This is a genomic window from Pseudomonas sp. YuFO8, from assembly GCF_035065025.1.
GTDB lineage: Bacteria > Pseudomonadota > Gammaproteobacteria > Pseudomonadales > Pseudomonadaceae > Aquipseudomonas > Aquipseudomonas putida_AE.
In genome coordinates, this window is sequence record NZ_JAXDEQ010000012.1 from 82408 (window position 1) to 107140 (window position 24733).

The 24733-nt window shown below is 64.3% G+C and carries 20 protein-coding genes; 14 read left to right on the plus strand and 6 right to left on the minus strand.

The features are described from left to right. Positions 1 to 275: 275 nt before the first annotated feature. The 5 genes from SOP95_RS13235 to SOP95_RS13255 are packed head-to-tail and all read right to left on the minus strand — an operon-like array spanning position 276 to position 5520. Entirely contained in the window at positions 276 to 1331 is a 1056-nt protein-coding gene (locus tag SOP95_RS13235; RefSeq protein WP_274074634.1) for an AraC family transcriptional regulator, read from the minus strand. Between the two features lie 3 nt (positions 1332 to 1334). Further along, positions 1335 to 2465 (minus strand): carbon-nitrogen hydrolase family protein, encoded by a 1131-nt coding sequence (locus tag SOP95_RS13240; RefSeq protein WP_274074635.1) that lies wholly within the window; start codon positions 2463 to 2465, stop codon positions 1335 to 1337. 45 nt (positions 2466 to 2510) lie between these two features. Next, positions 2511 to 3188 carry a TetR/AcrR family transcriptional regulator gene (locus SOP95_RS13245; RefSeq protein WP_274074636.1) on the minus strand — a complete coding sequence of 226 codons (678 nt, stop codon included), beginning with the start codon at positions 3186 to 3188 and terminating at the stop codon, positions 2511 to 2513. A gap of 23 nt (positions 3189 to 3211) precedes the next feature. Further along, positions 3212 to 4540 carry a spinster family MFS transporter gene (locus SOP95_RS13250; RefSeq protein WP_274074637.1) on the minus strand — a complete coding sequence of 443 codons (1329 nt, stop codon included), beginning with the start codon at positions 4538 to 4540 and terminating at the stop codon, positions 3212 to 3214. After that, on the minus strand, positions 4537 to 5520 hold the full coding sequence (locus SOP95_RS13255; RefSeq protein WP_274074638.1) for a flavin reductase family protein: 984 nt from the start codon (positions 5518 to 5520) through the stop codon (positions 4537 to 4539). The genes SOP95_RS13250 and SOP95_RS13255 overlap by 4 nt, the downstream gene beginning before the upstream one ends. Positions 5521 to 5717: 197 nt before the next feature. Between SOP95_RS13255 and SOP95_RS13260 the strand changes: the two genes are divergently transcribed. From SOP95_RS13260 to SOP95_RS13285, 6 genes are all read left to right on the plus strand, one after another. Beyond that, the gene (locus SOP95_RS13260; RefSeq protein WP_274074639.1) at positions 5718 to 7151 is read left to right on the plus strand and encodes a coniferyl aldehyde dehydrogenase; all 1434 of its coding nucleotides are present in this window, start codon (positions 5718 to 5720) and stop codon (positions 7149 to 7151) included. A gap of 54 nt (positions 7152 to 7205) precedes the next feature. Further along, positions 7206 to 8858, plus strand: coding sequence for a methyl-accepting chemotaxis protein (locus SOP95_RS13265; RefSeq protein WP_323607342.1), 1653 nt, complete (start codon positions 7206 to 7208; stop codon positions 8856 to 8858). 160 nt (positions 8859 to 9018) lie between these two features. Then, entirely contained in the window at positions 9019 to 10587 is a 1569-nt protein-coding gene (locus tag SOP95_RS13270; RefSeq protein WP_274074641.1) for an amidase, read from the plus strand. Positions 10588 to 10964: 377 nt separating this feature from the next. Next, a complete protein-coding gene (locus tag SOP95_RS13275; RefSeq protein WP_274074642.1) occupies positions 10965 to 12674 on the plus strand; it encodes an FAD-binding protein in 1710 nt (569 codons plus the stop codon). An 8-nt stretch (positions 12675 to 12682) separates the two neighbouring features. Beyond that, positions 12683 to 14383, plus strand: a complete 1701-nt coding sequence (locus SOP95_RS13280; RefSeq protein WP_274074643.1) for an FAD-binding protein — start codon at positions 12683 to 12685, stop codon at positions 14381 to 14383. After that, complete coding sequence (locus SOP95_RS13285; RefSeq protein WP_274074644.1) at positions 14380 to 15162, plus strand: SDR family oxidoreductase; 783 nt, start codon at positions 14380 to 14382, stop codon at positions 15160 to 15162. Before SOP95_RS13280 ends, SOP95_RS13285 begins: the two co-directional genes overlap by 4 nt. Before the next feature lie 162 nt (positions 15163 to 15324). Here the strand turns inward: SOP95_RS13285 and SOP95_RS13290 are convergent, their stop codons facing one another. After that, complete coding sequence (locus SOP95_RS13290; RefSeq protein ID WP_274074645.1) at positions 15325 to 16110, minus strand: enoyl-CoA hydratase; 786 nt, start codon at positions 16108 to 16110, stop codon at positions 15325 to 15327. Positions 16111 to 16250: 140 nt separating this feature from the next. Here SOP95_RS13290 and SOP95_RS13295 point away from each other — a divergent pair, with 140 nt between their 5' ends. From SOP95_RS13295 to SOP95_RS13330, 8 genes are all read left to right on the plus strand, one after another. Then, on the plus strand, positions 16251 to 17036 hold the full coding sequence (locus tag SOP95_RS13295; protein WP_046817037.1) for an SDR family oxidoreductase: 786 nt from the start codon (positions 16251 to 16253) through the stop codon (positions 17034 to 17036). A 56-nt stretch (positions 17037 to 17092) separates the two neighbouring features. Beyond that, the gene (locus tag SOP95_RS13300) at positions 17093 to 18061 is read left to right on the plus strand and encodes a bifunctional MaoC family dehydratase N-terminal/OB-fold nucleic acid binding domain-containing protein (RefSeq protein ID WP_274074646.1); all 969 of its coding nucleotides are present in this window, start codon (positions 17093 to 17095) and stop codon (positions 18059 to 18061) included. Between the two features lie 9 nt (positions 18062 to 18070). After that, positions 18071 to 19204, plus strand: a complete 1134-nt coding sequence (locus SOP95_RS13305; protein WP_323607343.1) for an acyl-CoA dehydrogenase family protein — start codon at positions 18071 to 18073, stop codon at positions 19202 to 19204. After that, positions 19176 to 19595, plus strand: a complete 420-nt coding sequence (locus SOP95_RS13310; RefSeq protein WP_274074648.1) for a MaoC family dehydratase — start codon at positions 19176 to 19178, stop codon at positions 19593 to 19595. The genes SOP95_RS13305 and SOP95_RS13310 overlap by 29 nt, the downstream gene beginning before the upstream one ends. Before the next feature lie 17 nt (positions 19596 to 19612). Then, on the plus strand, positions 19613 to 20791 hold the full coding sequence (locus SOP95_RS13315; RefSeq protein ID WP_274074649.1) for a lipid-transfer protein: 1179 nt from the start codon (positions 19613 to 19615) through the stop codon (positions 20789 to 20791). 10 nt (positions 20792 to 20801) lie between these two features. After that, positions 20802 to 21971 (plus strand): acyl-CoA dehydrogenase family protein, encoded by a 1170-nt coding sequence (locus SOP95_RS13320; protein WP_274074650.1) that lies wholly within the window; start codon positions 20802 to 20804, stop codon positions 21969 to 21971. A 65-nt stretch (positions 21972 to 22036) separates the two neighbouring features. Beyond that, positions 22037 to 23242 carry an acyl-CoA dehydrogenase family protein gene (locus SOP95_RS13325; RefSeq protein WP_046817043.1) on the plus strand — a complete coding sequence of 402 codons (1206 nt, stop codon included), beginning with the start codon at positions 22037 to 22039 and terminating at the stop codon, positions 23240 to 23242. Further along, on the plus strand, positions 23239 to 24381 hold the full coding sequence (locus tag SOP95_RS13330) for an acyl-CoA dehydrogenase family protein (protein WP_274074651.1): 1143 nt from the start codon (positions 23239 to 23241) through the stop codon (positions 24379 to 24381). The genes SOP95_RS13325 and SOP95_RS13330 overlap by 4 nt, the downstream gene beginning before the upstream one ends. Positions 24382 to 24733: the final 352 nt, after the last annotated feature.

Sequence of the window (24733 nt, forward strand, 5' to 3'; positions counted from 1 at the left end):
CCGTCGTCCTGCGGCCTGCAGCAAAAAAATCCTGTGATAAATTCCCTCCCGCCTGCTACGTTTTATCTGTAAGCGACGAACTGTCGTGTCCGCGTCATTTTTCTTTCACGTGGGCACTTTAGGCTCAAGGCGCTGGTCATTTATTCAGACGTTTTTTCATGAGCTGTGGGGGATTCGAAAATGGACGATTATCAAGAAGAACTGCTCGAGTATCAGGCGTTTGAACTGGACCCGCTGGAACCGGCCGAAGACGCGACCGAGCTTTAACGTTCAGCTTAAAGCTTGCTGCTGATGGCTGTCTCTCTGCGACTACGGCGAAACTCGCCGGGCGTCTGGGCGGTCCATCGCTTGAAGGCGCGTTGAAAGGCTTCGGCTGAGGCAAAGCCCAGCAGGTAGGCGATTTCGCCGAACGCCAGTTCGGTATCGCGGATGTAGGTCATGGCCAGGTCGCGACGGGTGTCGTTGAGGATCGCGCGAAATTGCGTGCCTTCTTCGGCGAGCTTGCGGCGCAAGGTCCAGACCGGCAGCTTCAGGCGTGCCGCCACTTCTTCCAGGTCGGGTTCCCGGCCACCATTGAGCAACGGCCCCAGCAATTGAGTGATGCGTTCACCCAGGCTGCGGGTGCGTGTCAGCTGCTCCAGCTCTCGCTCACACAACTTCAACAAGTGGCGCCAGGTGCTCGGGCAATGCTCGGGGTTGCGCTGGGCAAGGCTGGCCAGGCTCAGGCGCAGTTGATTGTGCTCGGCGCCAAACTGGATCGGGCAGTCGCCCAGCACCTCGTAGGCCGCGCGGTAACCGGGATCCTCGAACTCGATGTCGATGCGTTCGGCGCGCAGCGGGGCAGGGCTGACGCTGGACAATTGCTGCAACCAGCCACAGATGATCGAATCCACCACGAAGCGGTTGTAGCTGTTGTAGGGGCTGATGGAATAGAAGCGCAACCAGGCACCCTGGGCATCTTCGTGAAAGCTCGATTGACCGCGATAGTTGGAGCCATACAAGGCTTCGAATCGAATCAGGCAGCGCGCCGCCTCGCGCACCGTCGGCGCCTGGGCGGCAGTCACGCCGGCAAGGCCGGCCTGGCTCAGGCGACTGAGCAGGCCCATCTGCAAGCCGAGCGCCGGGTTGCCGGTCAACTGGATGGCCGCGTGGCCCAGGCGCATGTAGCGCGGGATCGAGAGACGGGCACCGGCTTCACTCAACCGGGCCGCATCCAGGCCGTATTGCTCGAGCAGTGGTTGCGGGTCTGTGCCGTGGCTGCGCACGGCGTCGGCCAGGCTGTGAACAAAACCCACCGACAGATCACCCAGGCGCATGGGGGTGGGTTTCATGGCCTACAGCCAAAGATTCAGCAGACGCGCACCGCGGGCCTTGCCGTCGGCGAAATGCCGGCCGTTGCTGCTGAGAAAACTCTGCCCGGCGCTGCCCTGATCCCAGAACTGTCCACGCAGGAATACATTGATGCCGGCGATGGCCTGGCTGGCGGGTGCTTGAGTGCTCAGGTTCAGGCGCTGCCATGCTTGGCCTTCACTGACTTCCCCGGCCTTGAGGCTGACGGAGGCGGGTGTCGATGAGTCCTTGTAGCCACGCCACGGCTGGTCCCAGGTACCGCGACCGGAGACAAACGCCGGGACAGCAACCAGCTGTACCTGTTGAGTATCGAGTTTGCGGTAGTTGTCCGGGTACCAGCTGTCGCTGCCGATCAGCACGCCCAGGCGCCCGGCCGGGGTGTCGACGACATTGAGCCTGTGTTCGCCGTTGGCCTTGATCGCCTCCTGCTGTTCGAACACCGGATACATCTGGCGCTGGGGTTGGCCGATGGGCAGGCCATCGCGGCCGAACACCACGCTGCTGTTGAACAACGCGCCACGGCCGATTTTCAACGTGCCGTCGACGACACTGGGTTCGGGCAGCACGATGGAGCCGGCCACCAGGGTGACGTCAAACTCCTTGGCCAGTCCGCCGAACAACGCCTGGTAATCCTTGGCCATGCCTTTGGCTTTCATGCGCAGGTGCGCGTCGTCGATACGGCTCTCGCCCTCGGCGCCAATCAGCGCGCGGACGAACTTCAGCGGGTTGCTCACGGCCAGCCAGTTCATGGCTTCCTTGAACGTGCCGGCCTGGTACAACTCGTCCTTTTCGCCGCTGACCATCAGCCAGGTGCCGACATGTTCGGGCAATACGACGATGGTTTTTTCATTCAACAGCCCCTGGTCCCGGGCCTTCTGCAAGTAGGCGGCGAGTTTGCGGTGCAAGCGTTCGGGGCTTTGGTAGTCGGTGGGAAACAGCTCGGGCTGGATGCCCAGCAAGTTGCCGCGGTCAGCGGGCGTGCCCTGGTCGACGGCGACATCGATCCGCAGATCCGAGAGGTACAGCCCCGTCGGGCGATCCGCGGCCCACATTGCGTAGGTCGTAAGAGCGGCGACAAGCGCCATGGAGAACGTCAGGTACAAAAGTTTGCGCATGGGGGAACAGTCAATAGCCCTCTACAGGCTTGTCATCGATTTGCGTCAAGGATAAAGCGAATCAGGCGGTGGGTGGGGAAAATTGACAGCGCCTCGCGTTATTGGCCGCGTCGCAGGTGTTTTGGTCTTCTGGTTGTTGGCGATAATGCACGCCACTACCTCTGTCAGTGTTTCTGTCAGCTGTGCTTCGCTGGTCTCGAGGGTATACCACTGCGACTGGCCAAACAGCATGGCAATGACAGCACTGGTGGTCGGGCAGATGTCTGCACAGGCCGCGCCTTTCTCGCCGTAGCTGTCAGTGATGATGGCGTTCAAGAGAGCGGCGTAGCGGTTTTTCAGCTGGATCACCTGCTTCTTCTGTTCTTCGTTCAGGTTGGTGAACTCACGGGTGACCAGCGTCAGTCTGTATTTTTCATTACAGTTGAAAGCGACGAAAGCCTGGATGAATAGCCGCAGACGTGCACGAGCGTTGCGTGCGCCTTTCATTCGCCGCAGCGTGTCCAGCAGCAGGTCCGACAAGGCCGACTCGATGAGTTCGAACAACAAGGCCTGCTTGTTTTCGATGTGGTGGTAGAGCGACCCGGCATGCAACCCCAGGTAGCTCGCCAGGTCGCGCAAGCCGATGGCCTGATAGCCGTGGGTGGCGAAGAGTTCGAGTGCCGCGTCCAGCAGTCGATCGCGGGCGCTGTGTACTGGATTGGCTGATGCGCTGGTGGTTGGCATGGATGTCCCGTCAACTGGAAAAATTATCCCGCGTGGCGATAGCCTGTTGCGCGAGCATGGTGCGCCGTGCGCATCAGCAGCAGCACCGCACAGATTACTGGAAGGTTCACCAGCAGCAATGCATAGCGCAATGACTCCTGGCCAAACAGCGGTAGCAACATGTCGCTGCACAAGCCGGTCAACAAGGGGCCGACGCCAATACCGAGCAGCGTGCTGACGATGGTTTGCAGCGCCATGGCGGTACCGCGCCTACCCGCTGGCACCAGTTGCGTGACGAGGTTGTAGGAGGGCGCGACCCACCACACGGCAAAAAAGGAATACAGCGCACACCAGAGCATGGCGTCTGGGATCGGCACGTCGCCCAGATGCACCAGCACGGAGTCGGACCACAGTAGATAGGGGACCAGGGCGCAGGTGGCCGCGAGGTGGCCCACTACGGGAATGGACACCTGCCAATGGGGATCGCGACGGCACAGGCGGTCGCTCAACCAGCCACTGAACAGACCACCGATCCCGGCCGAGGTCCCGCAGATCACCCCCGCCAGCAAGCCGGCGTGTTGCAGTGACAAGCCGTGGGAGCGCACCAGGAAACTGGTGTTCCACATGGCAATGGCATAGGAGCTGAGCGTGGTCAGGCCGCCCGCGAGAATCAGGCAGCGGTAGGCCGGCAATGCCCAGAGCTTGCGGGCTTCGGCGCCCATGCCAAGCAGCGCGGGCGCTGTGTGGGTGTGTGGCGTGAGGTCCCAGCGGCCACGCTGCGGCTCGCGCACGAAAAACGCCAGGAGGGTGCAAAACACCAGGGCCGGCATGCCCAGGGCAATGAACGCCGTGCGCCAGCCATAGTGCTCGACCACCCAGGCACCGATACTCAAACCGATGATCGAGGAAAAGGTCGGCGCCGCGGTAAAACAACTGATGGCGAAGGAGCGACGATGGGCCGGATACAGGTCGGCGATCAACGAAAGCGAGGCCGAAGTGGTCGGCGATTCGCTGATGGCCACCAGCATTCGCGCAACGGCCAGCGCCAGGAAGCTGCCCGCCAGCCCGCACGCCATGGTGGCCACGGCCCAGAGCAGGCAGGACATGGCCAGCAGGCGGATACGCGGCATGCGGTCCACCAGCCGCCCGGCCGGCAGGCCCATGAGTGCATAGACGGCCGCGAACGCCAAGCCAGAGATCAAGCCGATGGCCGTGTCGCTGACGCCGAATTCGGCCTTGATCGGTTCGACCATGACCGCGAGTATCTGGCGCCCGACAAAGTTGTCGGCAAACACCATGGCCAGCAGCAACAGCAGGCCATGGCTGCCCCAGCCGACCGTGGCGGCCGGCAGCGTACTTGCGCGAGCGGTCATCGCGGCGCCCACAGGTCAGGCAGGCCCGGGTCGCTCACGTGAATCAGGCGCTTGAGCAACACCTTCAAGGCTTGGGCATCGGCGGCGCCGAGCTTGGCCGACAGGTCTTCTTCCACGGCCTTGGCCAGCGCCAGCTGATGCAACGAAACTTCGCGGCCCTGGGCGGTGAGGACAAAACGCGGCGCTTGTGCCGGCCCTTCGAAGGCCACCAGGCGCTGGCGCTCGAGAAAACGCATGCTGGCCAGCGTCACTTCGCGGCCGGTGTAGGTGACGAAGGTGTTGATCTCCTCCAGCGTCATGTTGTCGCGGATACACAGGATCGACAGGACGAAGAACGTCTGTTCGTCCAGCTGCTGGCTGTTCAGCAGTTGGCGCAGGGCATTGAGCGCCTGGTAATGGCCGCGCCCCAGCAGGTAGCCGAGCAAGTCCTCTGTGTAGCTGCACTCGGGCGGTGGCGGCGTGGTCGCCAGGCGCAGTTCGCTGCGGGGCTTGCGCGTGGCCAGGGCATATTGGCCGCTCTGGAACGCCAACGGCGCGCGGTCGCTGTGATCGAAGGCGAGGACTTCGCCGACGAAAATCACATGGTCGCCACCTTCGTACTGGAACGCGGTGCGGCACTGGAAGCGCGCCGTGCAATCCTGCAGCAACGGTGCCTCGCTGATGCCATTGTCCAGTTGGATCTCGGCGAACTTGTCCTCGCCCTGGGTGGCGAATCGTCCCGACAGGGTCTCCTGCTCCGTGGACAGCACGTGCACGTTCCAGTGCTTGCCGCTGCTGAAGATCGGCAGGCTGCGCGCTTGCTTGGACAGGCTCCAGAGCACCAGCGGCGGGTTGAGCGACACCGAGTTGAAACTGTTGGCGGTGATGCCCACGGGCGAGCCGTCTTCGGTCTGGGTGGTGATGATCGTGACCCCGGTGGTGAACGTGCCGAGCGCGGCGCGAAATGCCTGGGGATCGAAGCTGATATTTTGCATTGCCATGACTGGCCTCATGGGGTGGAGGTTTTCGTATGGCCAGTATTGGACGTTTGCAGGCCTTGAACATCGTCTCAACGGACTAACGCTAATGCACCGCCTCGTCCGATTGGACGAGGCGGCGCAGGCGTGTGCGAGGCTAGGGTGGCGCCAGGCGCATCGGGCGCTCACCGGCCATCGAGCCAACCTGCAAGGGGATAACAATGAGTTCAGCCACGTCTTCGGACGACCTTTCCAGCCTGCTTGCGCGCCAGAAAGAAGCCTTTGCCGGCGCCGGCAGTGTCAGCGTCGACACCCGCCGCCAGCGCCTGCAGCAAGTGATCGACCTGCTGGTCGACAACCACGGGGCATTGACCACGGCGATCGACCAGGACTTTGGCGGACGGCCCGCCGGCTTTTCCCTGATGAATGACGTGCTGGGTTCACTGGCTTCGCTCAAATATGCCCGCGATCATCTGCAAGGGTGGATGCAGGACGAGCCGCGGGAAATGTTTGCCCCCTATGACCAGCTCGGCGCCAGGGCCTGGGTCATGCACCAGCCCAAAGGCACGGTGGGCATCCTCGGCACCTGGAACGCCCCGCTGTACACCTTGTTCAGTCCTCTGGCCTCGGCGCTGGCAGCGGGCAACCGGGCCATCCTCAAACCGTCGGAAGTGGTGCCGCGCACCGCTGAACTGGTGGCGCGCCTGTGCGCCGAACACCTCGACCCGCTGGTGGTGGCCGTGGTCAATGGCGGCCCGGAGTTGGGCGAGGCGTTCAGCAGCCAGCCTTTTGATCATCTGGTGTTTACCGGCAGCACGGCGATTGGCCGGCGGGTAATGGGCAATGCCGCGAAAAACCTGGTGCCGGTGACCCTGGAGCTGGGTGGCAAGTCGCCGGTGATCGTCTCGTCCAGCGCCGACCTGAACAAGGCCGCCTTCAGCATCGCCGCAGGCAAGGCCGGCAATGGCGGACAGATCTGTATCACCCCGGACCTGGTGTTTGTGCCCAAGGCCCGCCTCGAGTCTTTCCTCGATGCATTGCGAGGCGCTTATCGCGATCTCATCCCGACGGTGGCTGGCAACCCGGATGTGGTGGCAGTGGTCAACCAGCGCCATCTGGAGCGGGTCGAGGGCCTGGTCGAGGATGCGCAATCGCGCGGTACTCGCATCGAGTGCCTGCCCGAACCCCTCGCGGTGGATCCCCAGGATCGGCGTCGTCCGCTGCGGGTGGTGGTGGATCCGGCCCAGGACAGCCTGATCATGCACGAGGAAATCTTTGGCCCGGCCATGGTCGTGCTGGGTTATGACGAGCTCGATCAGGTCATCGCACAAATCAACGCAGGGCCACGTCCGTTGGCGCTGTACTACTTCGGCGAGGATGCACAGGAGCAACGTCATGTGCTCGAGCACACCCTGTCCGGCGGGGTCACGATCAACGATGTGATGATGCATGCCGCCCTGCACGATGCGCCGTTCGGTGGTATCGGTGCCTCGGGCATGGGCCATTACCATGGCCGCGAAGGCTTTCTCGAATTCAGTCACCTGCGCACGGTGTTCAAGGCCTCGGCCCACGACCCGCGCCGGGAATGGGGCCTGTTGCCGCCCTATGGCGAGCACTTTCTGGCGGCGATGCTGGCCGGGGTCACTCGCGACTAATTCCAGGCTGGGGTACCTTGCGCCCCATCCGCTCCAGGGGACAGGCCATTGATCATGTTCAAGGCAATTACGATCGCCCAGCGCCTGTGGCTCTGGGCGCTGTTGGCCACCTTGTTGTTTGCCCTGGCGGTACTGTTCGGCGCCTACGGTTTGCAGCAGGCGCGCGACAGCCTGCGGGCCATCAACGAGGACAACCTGGCGACCTTGTTGATGTTTGGTGACATCGAACATCGCCTCGGTGAAAGTCGTCGCCAGGTTCTGCTGGCGATCCAGCAAGACCCGGAAGGCTCGCTGGTGGCGGCGTTTGACCGTCCGGTGGAAGCCACCCTGAGTGCCATCGAGAGTAACAATGTGGCACTGGCGAAGATTTGGGCGAGCTATCGCCAACGCTCATTGAGTGGCGAAGAGCAGCAGGCGGCTGATGCGTTCGACCAGCATTACCGGGCATGGCAGGACGAGTTGGGCATCCTTCTGGAATCCTTTCGCGTCGGCGATTTTCGCCTGCCGGGCATTCTGTCCTTTCTGCGCATGGCCGAGCCCCGGGGCAATGCCGCCGTGGCTGAGCTGAGCAAGCTGCAGGCCTTGCAGAAGCTGCGCGCTGCGCAGGCCTACGAGGCGGCGCAGTACCGCTATCGTTCGACGTTGCTGGCTTACCTGGCACTGGCGGTGGTAGGCGGCCTGGTGGGCAGCCTCACCGCGTTTTCCACGCTGCGTCGGCTCAAGCGTGCCTTTGCCCAGGCCGGTGCCTGCGTGCGGGCCATCGCCAGTGGCGATCTGGTGCAACCAATCGAGATCAAGGGCGGCGACGAGTTCGCGCTGATGCTGCGCGACATTGCGCTGATGCGTGACGGCCTGCACGGGCTCATTTCACAGATGCGCGAGCTGGTGCAGCGGGTCAGTCACGAAGCGGCGCACATGGCTGAGTCGGCGGAGTCGGCTTCTACGGCCACCCAGCAACAGGCGGACGCGGTGCGCGGGATTTCCCGGGCGGTGGAGGACCTCTCGGGGTCGATCAGCGAAGTGGAAAACCATGTCGGCGTGTCTCGCGACATCACCCAGCATTCGGCGCGGCGCTCGGGCAAGAGCGAGGAATTTATTCGCGACATGGCCCAGGAGATGAACCGCATCAGCGACGTGATCAGTGACACTGCCGTGCACATTCGCCAGCTGGAAGGGTTCTCCGGGGAGATCAGCCACGTGCTCAAGGTTATTCGCAGCATTGCCGAGCAAACCAACCTGCTGGCGTTGAACGCCGCCATCGAGGCCGCGCGGGCAGGGGAGGCGGGGCGCGGGTTTGCCGTGGTCGCCGACGAAGTTCGCCTGTTGGCCCAACGCACCGCCAGCTCGATTGGCGAAATCGATCTCACCGTGCAGCGCATCCAGGAAGGCACGCTGGCGGTGGTCGACGGCATGGGGCGGGTGGTCAGCCGGGTGCGTGACGGCGTCAACCTGGCCCATGAGGCCGGCGATTCGGTGGCGCAGATTCGCAGCGGCACCGATGATGTGATCCGCAGCGTGGACACCATCGCCACGGTGATCACCGAACAGGTGCGGGTCACTCGGGAAATGGTCGCCAGGGTCGAGAGCGTTTCCAGCGGCACCGGTGCGCTGTCGGCCAATGCCGGGCGCAGCGCGGTGGCCGCCGCGGACCTGGAGCAACTGGCGCGGGCACTGGATCAGTTGTCGGCACGATTCAATGTTGCATGAGCAGACACTGCATTCACTGTGGGAGCGAGCCTGCTCGCGAAGAGGCCAGCATAATCAACATCAATGTTGACTGATCCATCGCTTTCGCGAGCAGGCTCGATCCCACAGGGCGTAAGACCTGAACACTCTAATAACCCACAAACAGGGCGCGATCACTACAATGGATAACCACGAAAACGCACCACTCAACTCCGCCACTGGCTGGCCGCGCCGCAGCGTGCTCAAGGCCGGTGCCGTGGCGGTCGGCGTCGGCCTTCTTGGGCGGTTTGCCGACGCCCGCGCGGCGGGGCTTTCGGCCAGCGACTACCAGGCCATGGACGCCTGGGCGATGAGCCAGGCGATCCGCAGTGGCGAGCTGAGTGCCGAGGACCTGCTGGCGGCGACACTGGCCCGTTACAACGAGGTCAACCCCCGGGTCAATGCGGTGAACATGCTGCATGAAGCCTACGCACGCGCCATGCTTGCCCAGCGCCGCGCGGCCGGCACCTTAAACCAGGGCGCCCTGGCCGGCGTGCCACTGCTGATCAAGGACCTCAATACCTCGCTGCAAGGGACCGTCACCAGCAACGGAAGCCGGATGTTCAAGGACTCACCGCCCGCCACCCGCACCAGTACCCTGATCAGCCGGTATGAACAGGCCGGCGCGGTGCCGTTCGGCAAGACCACATGCCCCGAGTTCGGCCTGACCACCACCACCGAATCCCTGGCCTGGGGCCAGACCCATAACCCCTGGAACCTGGCCATGAGTGCGGGCGGCTCCTCCGGTGGCGCGGCGGCGGCGGTGGCAGCGGGGATCGTGCCCGTGGCCCACGCCACCGATGGCGGCGGCTCGATCCGCATTCCGGCTTCGTATTGCGGCCTGGTCGGGCTTAAGCCCAGTCGCTATCGCACCCCCAGCGGACCGCTGCATTTCGAAGGCTGGTTTGGCGCCAGCGTGGGTAACGTGGTCTCGCGCACGGTCCGCGATACCGCGCTGTTCCTCGATGTCGGGCAAGGCCATGAAGCGGGAAGTGCCTATTGGAGCCCACCCTTGGTACGACCTTATGTGCAAGAGCTGCAGCGCGAACCGGGCAAGTTGCGGGTAGCCGTGGTGCGCCAATCGCTGACCGGTGCGCCGCTGGAACCGGCGATTGCCGCCACCCTGGAACAGACCATCAAGCAACTGCTCGCCCTTGGGCACGAGATCGACGAGTTGACCCTCGGGGTCGATCCTCGCCAGTTGTTCGGCGCCCACGGCACGGTGATCGGGACGGCGGTGCGAACCCTGATCCACGACCGTGAACAGGTGCTCGGCCGCGCAGCCACGGCGCAGGATCTGGAGAAGATCACCCTGGTCAACCTGGAGCGTTCCAAGGGCACCAGCGGCGAGGACCTGTACCGCGCCCGCCAATCGTTCGAGAACATCGGCGCGACCATGGAGCAGCACTTCGAACGCTACGACGTGATCCTGTCGCCGGTCACCGGCAGCCTCACGCCCAAGCTCGGCCTGCTGTCCCTCGACCAGCCCTGGGACAGCTACGCCCACAATGCCATGGGCAGCGCCGGCTTCACCGTGCTGGCCAACGTCAGCGGCCAGCCGGCCATCTCGCTACCTTTGGGCCAGAGCGACAACGGCCTGCCGGTGGGCATGATGTTCACCGCGCGTTTAGGCGGCGAAGACGTACTGCTGCGCCTGGCCAGCCAGCTGGAGCAGGCGCATCCGTGGGCCGCCAGACGCGCCGCTCTTTAATCCCATACCTGTGGGGGCCTGCTCATGATGGCGGCGTGTCAGGCGATGGAGATGTTAGCTGTGCCGGCCTCATCGCTGGCAAGCCAGCTCCTACAGTGTGATTGGGTGTTGCCGGGATTGGGTTCCCTTGTAGGAGCCGGCTTGCCGGCGAAGGCGATATGTCAGCCGATTGAGATGCTGGATTTGCCGACCTCTTCGCTGGCAAGGCAGCTACAGGGTGAGCACATGGAATGACAGGGGGTGTGTACGACCAGGCCCCTAGTCCACTTTGACGATGAGCCCATCCCCCCGCAGCCCCGATCATGGGGCTGCACTCCGCCAGCGCACCCTGCGTGGTCGGCGGTTTCTTCCTGACCTCAGCTAATGGCATAACAACAATGACGGCTCAAGTTCAGTCTCAGACCCACTACGACGTGATCGTCGTTGGTTCGGGCGCAGGTGCGATGACTTCGGCGGTGTTCCTCGCCGACCAGGGAATGCGCGTGCTGGTGCTGGAGAAAAGCGACCAGTACGGCGGCACTTCGGCGATCTCCGGGGGCGGTATCTGGATCCCCAACAACCACTACTTCGCTCGCCAGCGCGGCAACGACAGCTACGCCACGGCGCTGACTTATCTCAAGGCCGCGGCAGGCGAACATGTCGATGAAACGCGCCTGCGTGCCTACCTCGACAATGCGCCGAAGATGATCGAACAGCTCACCCGTATCAGCCGGGTGCGCTACGCGGTGGCAGCGAAATACCCAGATTATTATCCGCACCTGCCGGGGGCGCTGCCCGGCGGGCGGACCCTCGACCCGGAGATGTTCGACACCAGCCTGTTGGGTGATGAACTGGCGAACCTGCGCAAGCCGTCACCTTCAACCCTGCTGATGGGGCGCATCGCCTGGACCGCGCGCGATGCGCACAAGGCCATGGCCCGCAGTTTCGGCTGGCGCCTGCTGATCATGAAGCTGATGCTGCGCTACAAGCTGGACTTCAAATGGCGGCGCAAGAGCAAGATGGATCGCCGCGCATCCCTGGGCAACTCATTGGTGGCCTCGCTGCGCCGCTCGCTGATGGACCGCGACGTGCCGCTGTGGCTCAACACCGATTTCTGCGGCCTGGTCACCGATAACGGTCGGGTCACCGGCGTCACCGTGCGGCGTGACGGCGCCGAGCTGCAACTGCATGCACGCCTGGGGGTGATCCTGGCCTCCGGAGGCTTCGAACAAAATCAGGTCCTGCGCGACCAGTACCTGCCCAAGCCGACCCGCAAGGCCTGGAGCGCGACGCCTCCCGGCAACAACACCGGCGCAGCCCTGGAAGCTGGCATGGCCCAGGGCGCGGCCACCGCGTTGATGGATTGGGCCTGGTGGGCACCTACCATTGCCGTGCCGGGTGAAGACAAGCCCCGGGGGATCTTCGCCGAGCGTGCGTTCCCCGGTGCCATCGTGGTCAACGGCCTGGGCCAACGCTTTGTCAACGAAGCGGCGCCGTACCTGGAATTCGTCGATGCCATGCACCAGGACAACCAGAAAACCGGCGGCAAATCGGTGCCGGCCTGGGTAATCTTCGACGCGCATTTCCGTTTCAACTACGCCATGGGCCCGCTGATGCCGGGCCAGATCATGCCCGACAGCCGCCTGCGCAAGGAATGGCTCAACAACCTGTACTGGAAGGCCGACACACTTACCGGCCTGGCCCGGGAGATCGGCGTCGACAGCGCTGGCCTGGAAGCCACCGTCAGCAAGGTCAACGGCTACGCCGAGAGCGGCGTGGACCTCGACTTCGCCCGTGGCGGCAACGTCTTCGACCGCTATTACGGCGACTGCAACATCAAGCCCAATCCTTGCCTGGCACCCTTGAAAAAAGGCCCGTACTACGCCATGCGCCTGGACGCCGGGGACATCGGCACCAAGGGCGGCCTGTTGACCAACGAACATGCCCAGGTGGTACGCGATGACGGTTCGACCATCGCTGGCCTGTACGCCATCGGCAACTGCTCGGCGTCGGTGATGGGCACCAGCTATCCGGGCGCCGGCGGCACCCTGGGACCGGCGATGACCTTCGGTTATGTCGCCGCCAATCACCTGGCCAGCCAGCGTTAGGAGGGGTTATGCCAATGTCCGATAACCTCCCCAGCACCGACGTGCTGCCACCCTTGCAAGTGGCCGATGGCAACAGTGTGACGTGGGACCAACAATGCGACGTGGTGATCGTCGGCTGGGGCGCGGCCGGTGCCTGCGCCGCGCTGGAAGCCCGGGCCCAGGGCGCCGACGTGTTGATCGCCGACCGCTTCACCGGCGGCGGCGCCAGCGCCAAGAGCGGCGGGGTGGTGTACGCCGGTGGTGGCACACGCCATCAACAGGCAGCGGGTTTCAACGATAGCCCCGAAGCCATGTTCGATTACCTCAAGCACGAAACCCGGGGCGTGGTCGGCGATGACACCCTCTGGCGCTTCTGCACAGACAGCGTGAGCAACCTGCAATGGCTGGAAAGCCACGGCGCACCCTACGCCCACCAGATGCCACCGGGCGGGGGCAAGACCTCATACCCGCCCGACGGCTACTTCCTCTATTACTCGGGTAACGAATTGGTGCCTGATCACGGCGGTCCCTTGCCGCCTGCACCACGAGGGCATCGCACCGTGGGCAAAGGGCAGGGCGGCGCAGTGCTGTTTGCCCACCTCAAGGCCGCGTGCCTGAAGGCCGGAGCGAAGACGCTGTTGCAGGCGGCGGCGCGACGACTGGTGACCGATCGCCAGGGGCGGGTACTGGGCGCCGAGTTCTGGTGCATGCCCGAAGGCAGCAAGGAAGCACAGCTGCATGCACGACTGGCGGCCCGCGCCGAACGCTTGCAGAACTTCGCCCCTGGCTATTGCAACAAACTGCGCAAGAAGGTTTGCCAGCTGGAACGGGACTTCGCCCAGCCACGCCGGGTGCGGGCGCGCGATGGTGTGATCCTCAGCACCGGCGGTTTCATCTTCAATCGCCAGCTACTCGAACAGCACGCGCCGAAGTTCCGGCGCAACTTCAAGGTCGGCGCCACCGGCTGCGATGGCAGTGGCTTGCGCCTGGGCACCAGTGTCGGTGGCCAGGGTGCGGGGCTTGAGCGGGTATCCGCGTGGCGCTTTATCAACCCGCCGTACAGTTGGCACAAAGGCATCGTGGTCAATCGCGAGGGTCGGCGCTTCTGTAACGAAGAAGTCTACGGCGCCACCCTCGGCCAACCCTTGATGGAAGAACAGGGCGGCAAGGCGTGGCTGGTGCTGGATGCGCCGCTGCGCAAGAAAGCCATCCGCGAAGCGCTGTTCGGCGGCTACTGGTGGTTCCAGAGCTTTCCGGCCCTGGCGCTGATGCTGTTCAAGGTGCGCAAGGGCAAGAGCCTGACCGAGCTGGCCAGTGCAACGTCCATGGCCCCCGCCGTGCTGCGCGACTCGGTGCTGGCGGCCAACGCCGCCGCCCGTGGCGAGGCGCCGGAGCCGTTCGGCAAGTCCGAAGGCGGGCGCCAGGTGCTTGAACAAGGACCGTTCTATGCCTGTGATATCTCGGTGACCAATCCAGTATTCCCCCTGGGCGCCCTGACCTTGGGCGGCTTACGCGTGGATGAGCGCAGCGGCGCGGTGCTCGACCAGCAAGGCCAGGCCATCACTGGATTATACGCCGCCGGACGCAGTGCCCTGGGCATCCCTTCGCACCTGTACATCAGTGGCCTGTCCCTGGCCGACTGCGTGTTCTCCGGCCGTCGAGCCGGTGCCGCCGTCGCCCGTGCCCGCAGCCAGCAATCGCAAACAACCCTCGCACAGGAGACCCCATGATGACCCTCGAGCAAACCAGGAAGAACGGGCGTGTTCACAGCAAGGTTGCGCTGGTCACCGGCGGCGCCAGGGGCATCGGCGCTGCCAGCGCGCGCCTGCTGGCGGCCGAAGGTGCCCAGGTGCTGATCAGCGACCTGGACGTCGAGGCCGGCCAGGCCCTGGCCGCTGAAATCGGGCCAACCGCCGCTTTCATCCGCCACGACGTCAGCAGCGAAGACCAGTGGCGTCAGGTCATCGACCATGTGCGCGAGCACTACGGTCGCCTGGATATCCTGGTCAACAACGCCGGCATCCTGATCGCCGGCTCGATCGAGGAAACCAGCCTGGCTGATTGGCACAAAGTAATGCGCGTGAACGCCGACAGCGTGTTCCTGGGCTGCCGCGAAGGCATCGCGTTGATGAAGGACAGCGGTGGCTCGATCATCAACCTGTCGTCCATCGCAGCCCTGGCCGGGCGCGACGATTACCTCGCCTACAGCGCCTCCAAGGGCGCAGTGGCGGCGTTGTCGCGTTCGGTGGCGGTGATGTGCCGGCGGCGCAAATACCGCATCCGCTGCAACACCCTGCACCCCGACGGCGTACTCACCAACATGACCCGCGGCGGCTTCCCCGAAGGCGTCGACCCCAACCGCCTGACCATCGACAGCGATCCGATGAACCGCATGTGCCGCCCCGAGGATGTGGCGGCCAGCGTGCTGTTCCTGGCCAGCGACGAGGCGCGGGCGATCAATGGTGTTGAGTTGCGTGTTGATAGTGGGCAGATGGTGATGAGTATCTAGCGGCTCCTGAAACCGTCTTCTGATGTTCGCTCCTACAGGGGATCGCAAGACCTGTAGAAATCCCTGTGGGAGCGAGCCTGCTCGCGATGGCGGCGGGTCAGTCAGCAGAGAAGTTGAATGGCTGGCCCTATCGTGAGCAGGCTCGCTCCCACAGGTTTTTTGCTAAAACCCCTCAAACTGCGCCGGACGCTTTTCGATAAACGCCTGCATACCTTCCTTCTGATCCCGTGACGCGAACAGCAATGCATTGGCCTTGCGCTCCAAAGCCAGGCCGGCTTCCAGCGGGGCGTCCATGCCGGCCAGGATCACTTCCTTGATCTGCTCGGCGGCCAGGGCCGGCATCGCGGCGATGACGCGTGCCAGCTCCAGGGCGTGGGCCTGGACCTGGTCGTCGTCCACCAGGTCGCTGACCAAGCCGGCGACCCAGGCCTCCTCGGCGCTGATCGGTTGCCCGGTGAGCGCCATGCGCATCGCCTTGACCTTGCCCACCGCCCGCACCAGCCGTTGGGTGCCGCCGATGCCGGGCATGATGCCGATGCGGATTTCCGGTTGGCAGAAGCGCGCGCTGCGCCCGGCGACGATCAGGTCGGCGTGCATTGCCAGTTCGCAACCGCCGCCGTAGGCGTAGCCACAGACGGCCGCGATCACTGGTTTCGGACAGTGCTGGATCGGGCCCCAGACCCGTTCGGTGTGGCGCTTGTAGATATCGATGGCGCCGACCCCGGCCATGCTGTTGATGTCGCCACCGGCGGCAAACACCTTGTCGCCGCCCGTCAGCACGATGCAGCGCACTTCGGGATCAAGCGCCAGCTCACTGAAATAGCGCGACAGCAGCGCCTGTAATTCCAGGCTCAAGGCGTTGGTCGCCTGCGGGCGATTGAGCCGCAGCAGGGCCACGCCGGGCAGTGGGCGTTCGAGCAGGACCGGTGCAGCGCAGGAGTCGGACATGGGCATCTTCGAAGACCAGGCAAGGTGTGAAAGGCGCCAGTGTCCTGTTCACGGCGTTGAATTTTCATCGTCCGTTCAGACGTAGTTTGGCCCGCGGTTCGTCCCTAGAGTGGCTCTTGTCAGTAGAAAAGGAGCACATGATGGAGCTGCATTCGGGTCTTGATTACAGCGGCAAGGTGGTGCTGATCACCGGTGGCACCAAGGGCATCGGCGCCGGTATCGCGCTTGGATTTCTGGCCGCGAACGCACGGGTGATCGTCTGTGCCCGGCGCGAACCTGAACAGGTGCCGACAGTGGGTGGCAAGCGCGCGACCTTCATCGCCACCGATGTGCGCGACCACGATTCCCTGCAACGCCTGTTCGCCACCATCGAGCGCGACTTCGGGCGCCTCGACGTGGTGATCAACAACGCCGGCGGCAGCCCTGCCACCGACGCGGCCACAGCTTCGCCGAGGTTCCACGAAAGCATCATCGGCCTGAACCTGATCGCGCCGCTCAACGTCGCCCAGCACGCCAACCGGCTGATGCAGGCACAGACCCAGGGCGGTTGCATCGTCTTCATTGGCAGCATCAGTGCGCTGCGCTCATCGCCGGGTACCGCCGCTTACGGCGCGGCCAAGGCCGGGGTGCTGGCGCTGGTGCAATCGCTGGCGGTGGAGTGGGGGCCCAAGGTGCGGGTGGTCACGGTCAGTCCGGGACTGGTGCTGACCGATCAGGCGCATCTTCACTACGGCTCCGAGGCCGGTATCGCCGCCGTCGCTGCGGGTATCCCGGCCGGCCGCATGGCGGTGGCCGAAGACATCGCCAACGCCTGCCTCTATATCGCATCGCCGCTGGCCGGTTACGCCAGCGGTTGCAACCTGTTGCTGCATGGCGGTGGTGAACGCCCGGCATTTCTCGGCGCCGCGCAGGTGCTGCCCACCTGATCGACCTATTGCGGCGACCGGGTTCGGTGGCCGCCTTCAATGTGAAGGAGACGACTTTGGCTGATCCACAATTGCTATCCAATGTGCGCGCCCTGGTGGGGCGCGAGTACGGCCGCGTGTACGCCTGGGACGAGGTCAATGCCCCGATGATTCGCCAGTGGTGCGAAGTCATGGGCGTGGACAACCCGCTGTACACCGACGCGGAATTTGCCCTGGGCACCCGGCACGAGGGCCTGATCGCGCCGCCTGCGATGCTGCAGGTGTGGACCATGGAAGGCCTGCACGCCAACAACTATCCGCCTGGCTCCACCGACGAGAACCCGTACGAGGTGCTCAAGGAAATGGAAGCCTACGGCTATGCCTCCACCGTGGCGGTGAACTCCGAACTGAGCTTCACCCGCCCGCTGCGTTTGGGTGAAAAGCTCTACTACACCACGCGCCTGGATTCGGTGGGCGATGAGAAAACCACCGCCCTGGGCACCGGCTTTTTCGTCACCCTGGTGATGAGCCACTTCGTCGAAAAAGCCGGCGGCGACGAGCCGGTGGGTCAGTTGCTGTTTCGCGTGTTCAAGTTCCGCGCGGCCAATGCCCAGGCACCGACCAAGGTTGAAGCGGCGCCGGTCAAGGCCAAGCGCCCGCTGCCAGGCATCAGCGACGACACCCGGTTCTTCTGGGAAGGCTGCGCCAAGGGTCAGCTGCTGATCCAGCGTTGCACCGCCTGCCAGACCCTGCGCCATCCACCGGCGCCCGTGTGCATCGAGTGCCACAGCTTCGACTGGGACACCCTTGAGGCCAGCGGCCGCGCCACCTTGTATTCGTTCGTGGTGATGCACTACCCCGAAGTGCCGCCGTTCGATTACCCCAACCCGATCGGCCTGATCGAGCTTGCGGAGGGCGTGCGCCTGATCGCCGGGCTGGTGGGTATCGAGCGTGAGCAATTGCAGATCGGCCAGCGCCTGCAGGTCGAGTTCCAGACCTTCGATGACCAACAGACCCTGCCGATGTTCCGGCCGGTAGAGGCATAGGAGCCACCCATGGATTTCGAATTGAGCGAAGACCAGCGCGCCATTGCGCAGATGGCCGACGGCCTGTTTGTCGACCATTGCCATGACGAGTACATGCGCCAGTGGGACACCAGCGGCGAATCGATGATGGCGCCTCTGTGGGCGTTGTGCATCGAGACCGGGCTGCACGCCCTGGCGATTCCCGAAGAGCACGGTGGCAGCGGCCTGGGCATGACCGAACTGATGCTGGTGCTGCAGGCCCAAGGCAAGGCCCTGGCCCAGGTGCCGTTGTGGCGTCATCAATTGGCGGCCGCGACCCTGGCCCGTTTCGACGCCGGCGACAGTGCCGGGTGGGTGGCCAAAGCGGCTTCCGGCGAGGCATTGCTAAGCCTTTCTTTGGATGGCTTGAGCAGTGCTCGGGGCATTGAGTTGCAGGCGCAGACGAACACCGGGGGCTGGTCGATCAGTGGCCGGGTCGCGGCCTTGTCCCTGGGTGACCAGGCCAGTGCCGCACTGGTGCTGGTACAGGCCGAAGGGCAGCCGCGCTTGCTCCTGCTCGACTTGGCGGCGCCTGAAATTCGGCGGGTGTCGGCAGTGCTGACCCATGGCGAAGCCGCCACGGACCTGCACATCGAAGGCTTGACCGTGAACGCCACCGCGCTACTGCCGGCCGAGGCCGTCGCCTGGCTGGAGCAGCGTTGCACAGCGGCATTGGCGGCCCTGCAACTGGGGGTCAGCGAAGAGCAGATCCGCCGCACCGTGGCCTATGTCAGCGAGCGCCGGCAGTTCGAGCGCGTCATCGGCAGCTTCCAGGCGGTGCAGATGAGCATGGCCGACACCCATATCGCCGTCGAAGCCTTGCGCACCACGCTGTGGCAACTGGCCTACCGCATCGATGCCGGCTTGACGGCACCCAGCGAGGCACTGGCCACGGCCTGGCTGGCCTGTGAAGCGGGGCACCGCATCGGCCATATCGCACAACACGTGCATGGCGGCATCGGCGTCGACCTGACGTACCCGATCCACCGTTTTCTCTACTGGAGTCGCGGCCTGTCCCTTGCCTTGGGTGGCTCGGCGGCAAGCCTGGAACGCCTGGGCGACTGGCTCAACGATAACGACAAGCTGGGATGGAAATATGACCTCGAAGAACACCAAGCGCTTTGAAGACGTGCGCCCCGGCGAAGCACTGCCGGAGCTTGCGGTGCCGATCACGGTGACCCTGATCAACGGCGGCGCGATTGCCACCCGTGATTACTTCCCCGGTCACCACGACGCCGAGGCGGCCCGTGCCCTGGGTTCGCCCCACGTGTTCATGAACATCCTCACCACCAACGGGCTGGTGCAGCGGTTCATCGAGCAGTGGGCCGGGCCACTGGCGCAGTTCACCGCGCTGAAAATCAAGCTCGGCGCGCCGAATTATCCCGGCGACTGCATGACCTTCAACGGCAGCGTCAGCGCACTCGACGCCGAAACCCGCTCGGTGGAAATCACCTTGAGCGGCAAAAATTCCATGGGCAACCACGTGACCGGCACGGTCGCGCTGATCCTGCCCTGACAGCCGGAGAGACACAGATGACTGATTCATCGATTTCCGGGCGCGCCGCGATCGTTGGCCTCGGCGCGACCGAATTTTCCAAGAACTCCGGACGCACCGAATTGCGCCTGGCCATGGAGGCCACCTTGAGTGCGCTCAAGGATGCCGGCATCGACCCCTCCGAAGTAGAGGGCTTCAGCTCCTACTCGGTGGACAAGGTCCCGGAGTACGAAATTGCCCGCCTGCTCGGCTGCAAGGACGTCAAGTTCTTCTCCCAGGTGCCCCATGGCGGCGGCGCGGCCTGCGGGCCGGTGATGCACGCGGCGATGGCGGTGGCCACCGGCGTGGCGAAAGTAGTGGTGGTGTACCGGGCCATGAACGAGCGTTCCTGGTACCGCTTCGGCACCGGCAACTACGGCTTCGCGGCTTCGCCGATCTTCGACAACGTCAACTATGGCTGGTACATGCCCCACGGCTTCCATACGCCGGCCGCCTGGGTCGGCATGTTCGCCCAGCGCTACATGCACACCTATGGCGCCACCAGCGAAGACTTCGGCCGGATCGCGGTGGCCGCGCGGGATTTCGCCGCGACCAACCCCCAGGCGTTTTTCCACGGCAAGCCGATCACCCTGGAAGAACACCAGGCCTCGCGCTGGATCTGCGAACCGCTGCACCTGCTCGATTGCTGCCAGGAGTCCGATGGCGCGGTAGCGATGGTCATCACCTCGGCCGAGCGCGCCCGTGACCTGCGGCAGAAACCGGTAACCATCAAGGCCGGTTCCCAGGGCATCAGCCACGGCCAGCAGAGCATGACTTCGTTCTACCGCGACGACATTACCGGGCTGCCGGAAATGGGCGTGGTCGCCCGCGAGCTGTATCGCCAGTCGGGCCTAGGTCCCGAATCTTTCCAGACCGCGATCATCTACGACCACTTCACCCCGTTCGTGCTGCCGCAGCTGGAAGAGTTCGGCTTCGTCAAACGCGGCGAAGCCAAGGAGTTCATCCGCGCCGGGCACCACGCCCGTGGCGGCAAACTGCCGATCAACACCCACGGCGGGCAACTGGGCGAGGCCTACATCCACGGCATGAACGGCATCGCCGAAGCGGTGCGCCAGGTGCGTGGCACGGCGGTCAACCAGGTGGCAGATGTGCAGAACGTGCTGGTCACCGCCGGCACCGGCGTACCCACCAGCGGCCTGATTCTCGGCGCAGCCTAAGGAGCAGCAGATGTTCGTCGACCTCACTCCCGAACAACATGCCCTGCGCCACAAGGTGCGGGACTATTTCCAGGCCCTGATGACCAAGGACATGCGCGAGCAGCTGCGCGGCAAGGAAGGCGGCGAGCTGTATCGCCAGACCATCCGCCAGATGGGCCGCGACGGCTGGCTCGCGGTCGGCTGGCCCAAGGCCCACGGCGGCCAGGGCTATGCCGCCACCGAACAGTTGATCTTCTTCGAAGAAGCCAACATCGCCGGCGCGCCGCTGCCGTTCGTGACCATCAGCACCGTGGGCCCGGCCTTGATGGCCCATGGCAGTGAGCTGCAGAAAGAGCGCTTCCTGCCCGGGATCGCCGCGGGCGAAATCATGTTCGCCATCGGTTATTCCGAACCCGATGCCGGCAGCGATCTGGCGGTGCTGAAAACCAGTGCGCGCCAGGACGAAGAAGGCTTCGTGGTCAATGGCAACAAGCTGTGGACCTCGGGAGCCGAATCGGCCGATTTCGTCTGGCTGGCGGCCCGTACCGATCCGACCCAGGCGCGGCACAAAGGCATCTCGCTGCTGATCGTCGATACCACGACGCTGGGTTTCTCCCACACCCTGATCCACACCGTGGGCAATCCGACGGCGGCCACTTACTACGACAACGTGCGGGTGCCCAACGACATGCTGGTGGGCGAGTTGCACGGTGGCTGGAAACTCATCACCTCGCAGTTAAACCACGAACGCCTGGGCCTCGGTACCTGGTCGGACAAGGTGGTGGCGCTGTTTCGCCGGGTTTACCTGTGGGCGCGGGCTCGCGATGAACAGGGCCGTCGGGCGATGGACAAGGCCTGGGTGCGCAGCTCGCTGGCCGAGTGTTATGCGCGCCTGGAGGCGATGCGCCTGATCAACATGCGCATTGCCGCCGACCTTGAGCTCGACCGCATGAGCGTCGCGCTGAGTTCGACCACCAAGGTGTTCGGCTCGGAGTCGGCCATCGAGATCCTGCGCAAGCTGGCGGCGATCGTCGGTGCCAATGGCTCGATGCGCAGCGGTTCGGCGGCGACGCTGTTGGAAGGTGACCTGGAGTATGAATTGCGCTCTGCAACGACTCTGACCTTTGGCGGCGGCACCAATGAAATCCAGCGCGAACTGATCGCCCAGTTTGGCCTCGGTATGCCGCGCACCCAACGCTGACGCTCGTCCATCAACAACAAGAACCGCACTCGCCCCGGATCCGGGGCGGGTCGAAGGGGACTTTCATGAGCACTATCGAGCAATTTCGCCAGGACACTCGTGCCTGGCTGGAGGCCAACTGCCCGCCGTCGATGCGCACCGGCATGGCTGAAGGCGATGTGGTGTGGGGCAGCCAGAACCCGCAGTTTCCCTGTGAAGACGCACGCCTTTGGTTTGAACGCATGCGCGACAAGCGCTGGTTCTGCCCTGAGTGGCCCGAGGAATACGGCGGCGCCGGCCTGAGTGACGAACAACTGGCGGTGCTGGAAAGCGAGATGCGCCGCCTCAAGTGCCGACCGCCGCAGATCAACCTGGGCATCTGGATGCTCGGTCCGGTGCTGCTGGCTTACGGCAGCGAGCAACAGAAGCGCGATCTTCTGCCGCCGATTGCCCGCGGTGAAGTGCGCTGGTGCCAGGGCTTCTCCGAGCCGAACGCCGGCTCCGACCTGGCCAGCCTGAAAATGGCCGCCCGCGATGCCGGTGACCATTTCGTGGTGGACGGCAGCAAGATCTGGACCTCCTACGGCGACAAGTCCGACTGGATGTACGCCCTGGTACGCACCGACTTCAGCGCGCCGAAACACGAGGGCATCAGCCTGATCGTGCTGGACATGCGCAGTCCCGGCGTCAAGCCGCAACCGATCGATCTGATCAGCGGCAAGTCGGCGTTTTGCCAGGTGTTCTTCGACAGCGTGAAGGTGCCCAAGAGCCAGTTGATCGGGCCGTTGAACGGTGGCTGGAACCTGGCCAAGTACCTGCTGCAGCACGAACGCAAGGCGATGTCGAAATTCGGCGAATTCAGCCTGCCGTCGCACTTCGACCTGCTGGCCCTGATGCGCGAGTACGTGCCGGCGCCACAGAGTCAGAGCGAGCACGCTTTGCAGGCGCGGGCCACGGCCTGTGCGATGAACGAGCAGGCCTACAACCTGACTGTACAGCGCATGGGTGAAGAGGCGCGGGCCGGCGATGACATCGGCGGCCTGATGTCGATCATGAAGCTTACGCACACCGAACAGGAGCGCGACAAGTTCGAAGTGCTGCTCGATGCCATGGCCGGGCATGCCTTCGGTTGGGAAAGTGCGACGTTCAGCGAGCAGCAACTGGCGGTGACCCGCTCCTGGTTGAACAGCTATGCGCTGACCATTTCCGGTGGGTCTTCGGAGGTCCAGTTGAACGTCATCGCCAAGCGTGTGCTGGGCTTGCCCGACGCAAAAAAAGGAGTCACCCCATGAGCCTGCGTTATAACGATGACCAGCGCCTGCTGGCCGACAGCGCCCGGGACTTTCTCGCCGCCCGCAGCCCAGTGAGTGCCCAGCGTCGACTGCGCGATGAGGCAGTAGCCCTGGGTTTCGACCCGCAACTGTGGCGTGACGCGGTGGGGCTGGGCTGGAGCGCGATCGCCTTTCCCGAAACGTTCGGTGGCCTGGATTTTGGTTGCAAGGGCCTCGGGCCGATCTTCGAATCCATGGGCCGCAACCTGTCGGCCACGCCGCTGTTGTCCAGCGTGGTACTGGGTGGTTCGCTGGTGCAAGTTGCAGGCAATTCGGCGCAGCAGGCGCAGTGGTTACCGGCGCTGATCGGTGGCGAACAGCGCCTGGCCCTGGCCGTGGACGAACAGTCGCGCCACGACCCGCGTCGTATTGCCCTCGAGGCCAAGGCCGAAGGGCAGGGCTATCGCCTGCACGGAGAAAAGTTCTGGGTGGTCGATGGCCTCGGTGCCGACGCCTATGTGGTGGCGGCGCGCACGTCCGGGCAGTCGGGTGAGACCCAGGGCATCAGCCTGTTCCTGGTGCCGGCCGATGCGAAGGGTCTGACCGTCAGCGCCCTGGCGCTGATCGATTCGCGCAACAGCGCACGCCTGCAACTGGACGGCGTGCAACTGGGCAGCGATGCGCTATTGGGGACCTTGGGCGAAGGCTGGGCCGCGCTGGAAACCGCGCTGGACCGTGGTCGCACCTGCCTGGCTGCAGAGCTGTTGGGTATGGCCGAGCAACTGTTCGAAACCACCCTGGAGTACCTCAAGACCCGCGTGCAATTCGACACGCCGATTGGCACCTTCCAGGTCCTGCAACACCGCGCCGCGCAACTTTATGTCGACCTGGCGCTGAGCCGCAGCGCCCTGATGGCCGCGCTGGCGACCCTGGACGACGCCAGCCTCGACGCCGGGGCACGCGCCCGACTGGTCAGCCTGGCGAAATGGAAGGCCGGCGACACGGCGATCAAGGTCGCCAACGAAGCGGTGCAGATGCACGGCGGCATTGGCGTCACCGACGAACTGGATGTCGGCCTGTATCTCAAGCGCGTGCGCGTGGCGCAGAGCAGCCTGGGCGATCGGGATTTCCATTGCGAACGCTACGCCTCTAACGCGTAACCCCCCCCTGTGGGAGCGGGCTTGCTCGCGATGGCGGAGTGTCAGGCAAAGAGGATGTTGAATGCACCGGCCTCTTCGCGAGCAAGCCCGCTCCCACAAGAATTGCTGGTGTACCCAGCATGTGAGCACGACGCACCACCCTGTGGGAGCGGGCTTGCCCGCGAAGGCGGAGTGTCAAGCAACGAGGATGTTGAATGTGCCGCTCCCACATGGAATCGCAGGGGTACCCGGCACTTGAGTACGACGCAACACCCCTGTGGGAGCGGGCTTGCCCGCGAAGGCGGAGTGTCAGGCCATGAAGATATTGAATGTGCTGGTCGCCCCCACAGGTCTTTCGCCCGTTCTGGAGAAA

Bases quoted from the DNA above. Each gene is read 5' to 3' on its own strand.
- SOP95_RS13235 (WP_274074634.1), bottom strand. From the start codon at position 1,331: ATGAAACCCACCCCCATGCGCCTGGGTGATCTGTCGGTGGGTTTTGTT.
- SOP95_RS13240 (WP_274074635.1), bottom strand. From the start codon at position 2,465: ATGCGCAAACTTTTGTACCTGACGTTCTCCATGGCGCTTGTCGCCGCT.
- SOP95_RS13245 (WP_274074636.1), bottom strand. From the start codon at position 3,188: ATGCCAACCACCAGCGCATCAGCCAATCCAGTACACAGCGCCCGCGAT.
- SOP95_RS13250 (WP_274074637.1), bottom strand. From the start codon at position 4,540: ATGACCGCTCGCGCAAGTACGCTGCCGGCCGCCACGGTCGGCTGGGGC.
- SOP95_RS13255 (WP_274074638.1), bottom strand. From the start codon at position 5,520: ATGGCAATGCAAAATATCAGCTTCGATCCCCAGGCATTTCGCGCCGCG.
- SOP95_RS13260 (WP_274074639.1), top strand. From the start codon at position 5,718: ATGAGTTCAGCCACGTCTTCGGACGACCTTTCCAGCCTGCTTGCGCGC.
- SOP95_RS13265 (WP_323607342.1), top strand. From the start codon at position 7,206: ATGTTCAAGGCAATTACGATCGCCCAGCGCCTGTGGCTCTGGGCGCTG.
- SOP95_RS13270 (WP_274074641.1), top strand. From the start codon at position 9,019: ATGGATAACCACGAAAACGCACCACTCAACTCCGCCACTGGCTGGCCG.
- SOP95_RS13275 (WP_274074642.1), top strand. From the start codon at position 10,965: ATGACGGCTCAAGTTCAGTCTCAGACCCACTACGACGTGATCGTCGTT.
- SOP95_RS13280 (WP_274074643.1), top strand. From the start codon at position 12,683: ATGCCAATGTCCGATAACCTCCCCAGCACCGACGTGCTGCCACCCTTG.
- SOP95_RS13285 (WP_274074644.1), top strand. From the start codon at position 14,380: ATGATGACCCTCGAGCAAACCAGGAAGAACGGGCGTGTTCACAGCAAG.
- SOP95_RS13290 (WP_274074645.1), bottom strand. From the start codon at position 16,110: ATGTCCGACTCCTGCGCTGCACCGGTCCTGCTCGAACGCCCACTGCCC.
- SOP95_RS13295 (WP_046817037.1), top strand. From the start codon at position 16,251: ATGGAGCTGCATTCGGGTCTTGATTACAGCGGCAAGGTGGTGCTGATC.
- SOP95_RS13305 (WP_323607343.1), top strand. From the start codon at position 18,071: ATGGATTTCGAATTGAGCGAAGACCAGCGCGCCATTGCGCAGATGGCC.
- SOP95_RS13310 (WP_274074648.1), top strand. From the start codon at position 19,176: ATGACCTCGAAGAACACCAAGCGCTTTGAAGACGTGCGCCCCGGCGAA.
- SOP95_RS13315 (WP_274074649.1), top strand. From the start codon at position 19,613: ATGACTGATTCATCGATTTCCGGGCGCGCCGCGATCGTTGGCCTCGGC.
- SOP95_RS13320 (WP_274074650.1), top strand. From the start codon at position 20,802: ATGTTCGTCGACCTCACTCCCGAACAACATGCCCTGCGCCACAAGGTG.
- SOP95_RS13325 (WP_046817043.1), top strand. From the start codon at position 22,037: ATGAGCACTATCGAGCAATTTCGCCAGGACACTCGTGCCTGGCTGGAG.
- SOP95_RS13330 (WP_274074651.1), top strand. From the start codon at position 23,239: ATGAGCCTGCGTTATAACGATGACCAGCGCCTGCTGGCCGACAGCGCC.